Below are 5,056 nucleotides of genomic sequence, written 5' to 3'. Positions count from 1 at the left end.
AATTGCTGACAGGCTTAAAACTGATAAGTCTAAAGTTAGTCGAATTGTAAATAGATTAGTTGATAAAGGTGTAATTGTGAAAGCTAATGGACATAAAGCAGAAGGTGTTAATGCTCGTACATATGCCTTGTTTATTAATCCAAATATTATTTATAGTGGTGAACGTGACAATATTGAAACTACTTTAAAAGCTTTATTTACAAACTCAAAATCATTATTTAAAGAATTTCCAATAGCCCTATTTTAAAGGGCTATTTTTTTTAAATTTCATAGTTGCTTAATTTGACAACTAAAGTTGCCTAATCCGACAACTATGAAATCTACTACAAACCATTGATATAATAGTCTTTTTTAATAGTTCAATAGTCAATTCACTCTCACTCTCTATATTAGGCTTTTAAAAAATCAAGGGACGGGTAGTATTTTTTGAGAAGCCCACTCAAAAAATCTCCACCCTAAACCCTTGATTTTTTAAATTTTGCAGGCGTGATGGCTTCGCCGAACGACCGATATACTGATAAGAACACATAAGCATGCGGTCGTTCGTTTACCTAGTGTAGCCTGCAAAACCGCACGTGTTGCCGTCCGTATTGCCTGCCCTTTGCTGTGTTGGGTGACGCTACAGGGGGCTAGCCCCCTCTTGCTCACGCAATTCACCCCTAGCCTCACTCCCTCAACCTGATAAGGGGGAAAACCAAAAACACTTCTGATTAAAGTTACTTAAACTATTGTATTTAAGTAACTTTAATCTTATAATAAAAGTAACTTAAATACAAAGGAGTCGATAATATGAAATGTATGAACTGTGGCGGAACACATGATGTGACTGATTTTTATCAAGGAGAGGACTACATAATTTTATGTGGGAATTGTCGTCAAAAATTAGCTATGGGGCAACTTGGAAAAGTCGGGCGTCCAAGCATGGGAACTACAAAAAAAGTATCCCTTACGCTTTCTGAAGATGATTGGAACTGGTTTGATGAACAAGCCAAAGGCAACCGTTCGCAATTTGTACGTTACTTAATCGGTCAAGAACAATCACCAGAAGGACGTTGGAGCAATTATGCTTCACTAGGCTATGCAATTCTTGCAGGCAAGGAGCTAGGTTATACGGATGAACAAATTACAGACCTTGTCAGAGCAATAAATAGTAATTTTGATATGAAAACAGTTGATGAAGCAAAGAAGATTTATACCGATTCACTATATTAAACAAAATAAGAGCCATAGAAGGCTCTTGTAATCTTTTGGTATTAAAAAAAGGGGAAAGTTCTAAGAATCACTAGGATTTCCCCAATTTTCATTGACAAACTTATTGCCATCTTACCCAATTAAATAATGTTGGAGATATATACGCTCTATCAAATATCATCCCACCTGGAACTGAACCTATTACAACACCCATTGATGCAACTACTTTTCTTAGTAGTGTCTGAGGTATCCAAATACCAGCTATTGTTATACCCTTACCTAGGCTATTTAAAGTTGATTTTTTTACATATACACTTGTTCCCCACCAATGGAAAACTATCTTATTGACACCTTCTTTGAATTTAGCTTGAAGTTCAATAGGATTTGTTTTTACTGTTGGATCTGAAAGAGCATATTCATCAGGAGAAATAGCAGGGTAAGCAAGAGATTCTTTAATATTTTGATTAGCTGTTTGAATTTGGTTTTCTAATGCTGTAAATGTTTGTGAATCTAATCTTTCCTGTGCTTCATTAGTCAAATAATATTTTTTTTCTTTAAGATTAAGTTTAACGTATTGATCATACAATGTAGAGTTATTCATGAAGTAATCTGAACTTGATTCTATGTTGGAGGTAGAGCCACTATCAGCAGCAAAAACAGAAGCTGGGATTGAAGATACTATTAAAGCCATGATCATTGATAGAATTATAAAAAACTTTACTTTCATATTTACTCTCCCTTTTTTTTTGGTATATTATCAAAGTAATGTAATAATATTAATAAGTCAAACTATTTTTAATATTAGGAGGATTAAAAATGAATAAATTAAATCTATTTATAAAAATCATAATCACGATATTAGGTTTAATATTAATATTTAATGGTGTAAGTAATAATAGTATTTGGTTTTATTTCTTTGTATCTTTGGTTGTTCTCTATCTAATCTTAGATACTGTTGTAGATCGTGTTAAAAGAAATAAAAATATATAATAAAAATAATTTATCTAGCAATTTATCATATAGAGCAAAATAAGAGCCGTAGGCCGTACTTTTGTCTTTATGGTGTTTTTATAAGGGGCAAATTCAAAAGATATCCAGAATTGCCCCATTTTGCGTTTGTCAACGGTAAATGTCTGACCGAAGCGTTTTTTTGCTGAGGGAATTTAAGGAGTTGACAAACTCGCTGCACCCGAACCCTCTCGGCATTGTCGAAAATTCATTTTTCGACCTGCCAACCGGCGAGGGAGCCCCCGAAGATTCGGGGGTTGGGGGACTGATTTTTTATGATGGGGTTTGGGGAAAAGTTCCCCAATGGGTTTGGGCAAAGCCCATGGTTTTAGGGGGTTTGGGGCTTGCCCCAACAAGCTATTTGCGCCACGAAGTGGCTAGCAAATATAGAGCTTGCCAACCCCTTTATCATCATGCTATGATGATAACAAAATTGACAGATTTTGGATAAGAGGGGGAGGTCGTTTTGGGAGCAAATCGTAAAGATAATCACCAGATTAACTTTAGGGTGAGCGACACCGAATTTGTAAGACTTGAGCAGATGGCGAAAGAATTACAAATGAGTGTGCCTGCCTTTTGCAAAAAGAAGGCACAGGGGGCGAAAATGAAACCTCCGAGAGTCAACAAGGAGGGTGCGATTGAGATTGCACGCCAGTTGCGAGCCATTGGAAACAACGTGAACCAATTGACGAAACGAGCAAATGAGAGCAAGGCGATTCCGATTGAGGAATTGCAAGAGATTCAGAAGGAGTTAGGGGCTATATGGCAACAATTAAGCTAGGTACAACTAAATCTGCCAATAAATTGATCAATTATGCTGAAAAGAGAGCAGAAGTCAAAGAAGGCGTGAATTGTCCTGCTGAATATGCAAAGTCCCAAATGAAGGCTACTCGTGAATTATGGGGTAAAAATGATGGTTTACAGGCACATCATGTTATTCAGTCATTTAAGCCTGGTGAGGTCACTTCTGAACAAGCGAATATCATTGGCCAAGAACTTGCAAAGGAAATGGCTAATGGTCATGAAGCTGTCGTTTATACGCATACCGACAAGGACCACATACATAACCACATAGTTATTAATTCCGTTAATTATGAGAATGGAAACAAGTATCAAGCCCATGGAAAAGATGCGATTGAAAATTATCGTGCTGCAAGTGATAAATTATGCAAAGAACATAATCTATCTGTCATAAAAGAGCCGTCTGCAGAACAACGTTATCATCTAGCAGAGTACGGTATGGCGCAACGTGGCAAGGTTTCTTGGAAAGATGAAATTCGGGATGTTATCGATCATGAAAAAAATCACTCGAAAAATTATGAGGATTTTAAAGGGAATTTGCAAAAAAAATACAATATTGAAGTTAAAGAGAGAGGAAGAAATATCAGTTTCAAGCATCCAGATTCCCAAAGATTTGTGAGAGGAAAAACGCTAGGATTAGCTTATGAAAGGGGAACATTAGAAGATGGCTTTACTAGACAAATTGAAAGAGGAACAGGTCAAGAGCGAAGAACCGCCAATTTATCATACGAACAATCAAGAGGATCTGAACGAACTGAAAGAGTTGCTGAAGCAAACGAACGATTTGAACGACCTCATGAGAAGTTACATCAGAACGGACATGGACAAGAGCACCGCACAGAAGATGACATTCGACGAGGAAATAAACAACATCAAGACCACGAGCAAACAAGTCATGACCGAAATGCATTCGATATTGACGAAGCAAGAAAAGCTCTTGAACAACAACGCCGAAATGTTGCAAAAGGTTTTAACCGATTCACAACAAAAGACGAGCCAAAACGTGAATCAGGTACTTCAACAAATGAGCATGATAAACAAGCAAATCGAGGAGAAATTGACCGAGATCACAAGCATAACCAAGACCGAATTAGAGAGTATGAACAAGAGAAATCAGCAAAGCTTGAGCGAAATGTCTCAAAAGACATCGGAGATGATTGGGAGCGCTAGAAAAGGCGTTCTAATGAATGATTGGCTAGATGCTTTGAAGTACGGGGGAATGGGTGCAATTTTAACTGCAATTATTCTTGCAGCACTTTATTATTTTTTCGTATTGTAATATAAAATGGATACATATGAACTGTAAAGGAGTGATGAACTATGCTAACCGCAACGATTATCATTACTAGCATTTCAGTTATTATTACGATGGTTAATTTGTTATTAGTAATGAAAATTCAACAAGAAATAAAGTCATAATTTACTGAATCTGTTACAATTAAAGAAAAGAAAAACCGCCCTGTCTTTGGTCGGATAGGCGGTTTTTTTAATCTATGGCAGGAATAAGTCCTTATAGAGTTAAGTCCTTATTCACTATATCTAACTTTATTCTACCACATATGGACTTATTCCTTCCACACAAGGAGAGGAATAATTTGAAAAAAAATGTTGTTAATTTTGACCAAGCTGAACGTAATGCTAGAAAAAGAGATTTAGAAATTCAAGAAGAAAAGTTTAAGCAAGCCCATCATGGTATTGATGAAGAAGAGATCAATAAAGCTATGCAAACATTAAGCAAAGCTACTGGTGGAAAAGAATTATTTGTTGGTACTAAGCGTTCCCCTCAATCAAAAGTAAAATTTGCTCAATTCATTCAAGATAATTGGAATCATGCTTTAGAAATCGGCTATTTCACTGATGAAGAAATGTTATTTCTATTACGAATTCAGCGATTTTTGCAGTTTAAAAGCAATTGTATTGTAGATGATATTCATTCCAGAAGTGCAGTTCCTATGTCTCAAAAACAAATTGCTGACAGGCTTAAAACTGATAAGTCTAAAGTTAGTCGAATTGTAAATAGATTAGTTGATAAAGGTGTAATTGTGAAAGCTAATGG

At 36.1% G+C, this 5,056-nt stretch carries 6 protein-coding genes and 1 pseudogene; 6 read left to right on the top strand and 1 reads right to left on the bottom strand.

The features are described 5' to 3' along the window. Nucleotides 1–247: pseudogene (locus CWR48_RS04625) on the top strand (MarR family transcriptional regulator); the annotation flags it as partial. Between the two features lie 542 nt (nucleotides 248–789). Then, complete coding sequence (locus tag CWR48_RS20725; RefSeq protein ID WP_245976724.1) at nucleotides 790–1,212, top strand: hypothetical protein; 423 nt, start codon at nucleotides 790–792, stop codon at nucleotides 1,210–1,212. Nucleotides 1,213–1,312: 100 nt separating this feature from the next. Here CWR48_RS20725 and CWR48_RS04615 read toward each other — a convergent pair whose 3' ends face one another. After that, on the bottom strand, nucleotides 1,313–1,918 hold the full coding sequence (locus CWR48_RS04615) for a hypothetical protein (RefSeq protein WP_115771875.1): 606 nt from the start codon (nucleotides 1,916–1,918) through the stop codon (nucleotides 1,313–1,315). 89 nt (nucleotides 1,919–2,007) lie between these two features. Between CWR48_RS04615 and CWR48_RS20325 the strand changes: the two genes are divergently transcribed. The 4 genes from CWR48_RS20325 to CWR48_RS04595 form a co-directional block, all read left to right on the top strand. Continuing rightward, nucleotides 2,008–2,181, top strand: a complete 174-nt coding sequence (locus tag CWR48_RS20325; protein ID WP_170140699.1) for a hypothetical protein — start codon at nucleotides 2,008–2,010, stop codon at nucleotides 2,179–2,181. A 484-nt stretch (nucleotides 2,182–2,665) separates the two neighbouring features. Then, nucleotides 2,666–2,980, top strand: a complete 315-nt coding sequence (locus CWR48_RS04605; protein WP_211316709.1) for a MobC family plasmid mobilization relaxosome protein — start codon at nucleotides 2,666–2,668, stop codon at nucleotides 2,978–2,980. Next, nucleotides 2,962–4,170 carry a relaxase/mobilization nuclease domain-containing protein gene (locus CWR48_RS04600; protein WP_115771873.1) on the top strand — a complete coding sequence of 403 codons (1,209 nt, stop codon included), beginning with the start codon at nucleotides 2,962–2,964 and terminating at the stop codon, nucleotides 4,168–4,170. Before CWR48_RS04605 ends, CWR48_RS04600 begins: the two co-directional genes overlap by 19 nt. Nucleotides 4,171–4,595: 425 nt before the next feature. Continuing rightward, on the top strand, nucleotides 4,596–5,056 hold a 461-nt coding region (locus CWR48_RS04595), incomplete at its 3' end, for a MarR family transcriptional regulator (RefSeq protein WP_245976723.1).

It is taken from the genome of Oceanobacillus arenosus, from assembly GCF_003369575.1.
GTDB classification, from domain to species: Bacteria; Bacillota; Bacilli; order Bacillales; family Amphibacillaceae; genus Oceanobacillus; species Oceanobacillus arenosus.
This window is presented reverse-complemented; position numbering and strand designations above follow the sequence as displayed.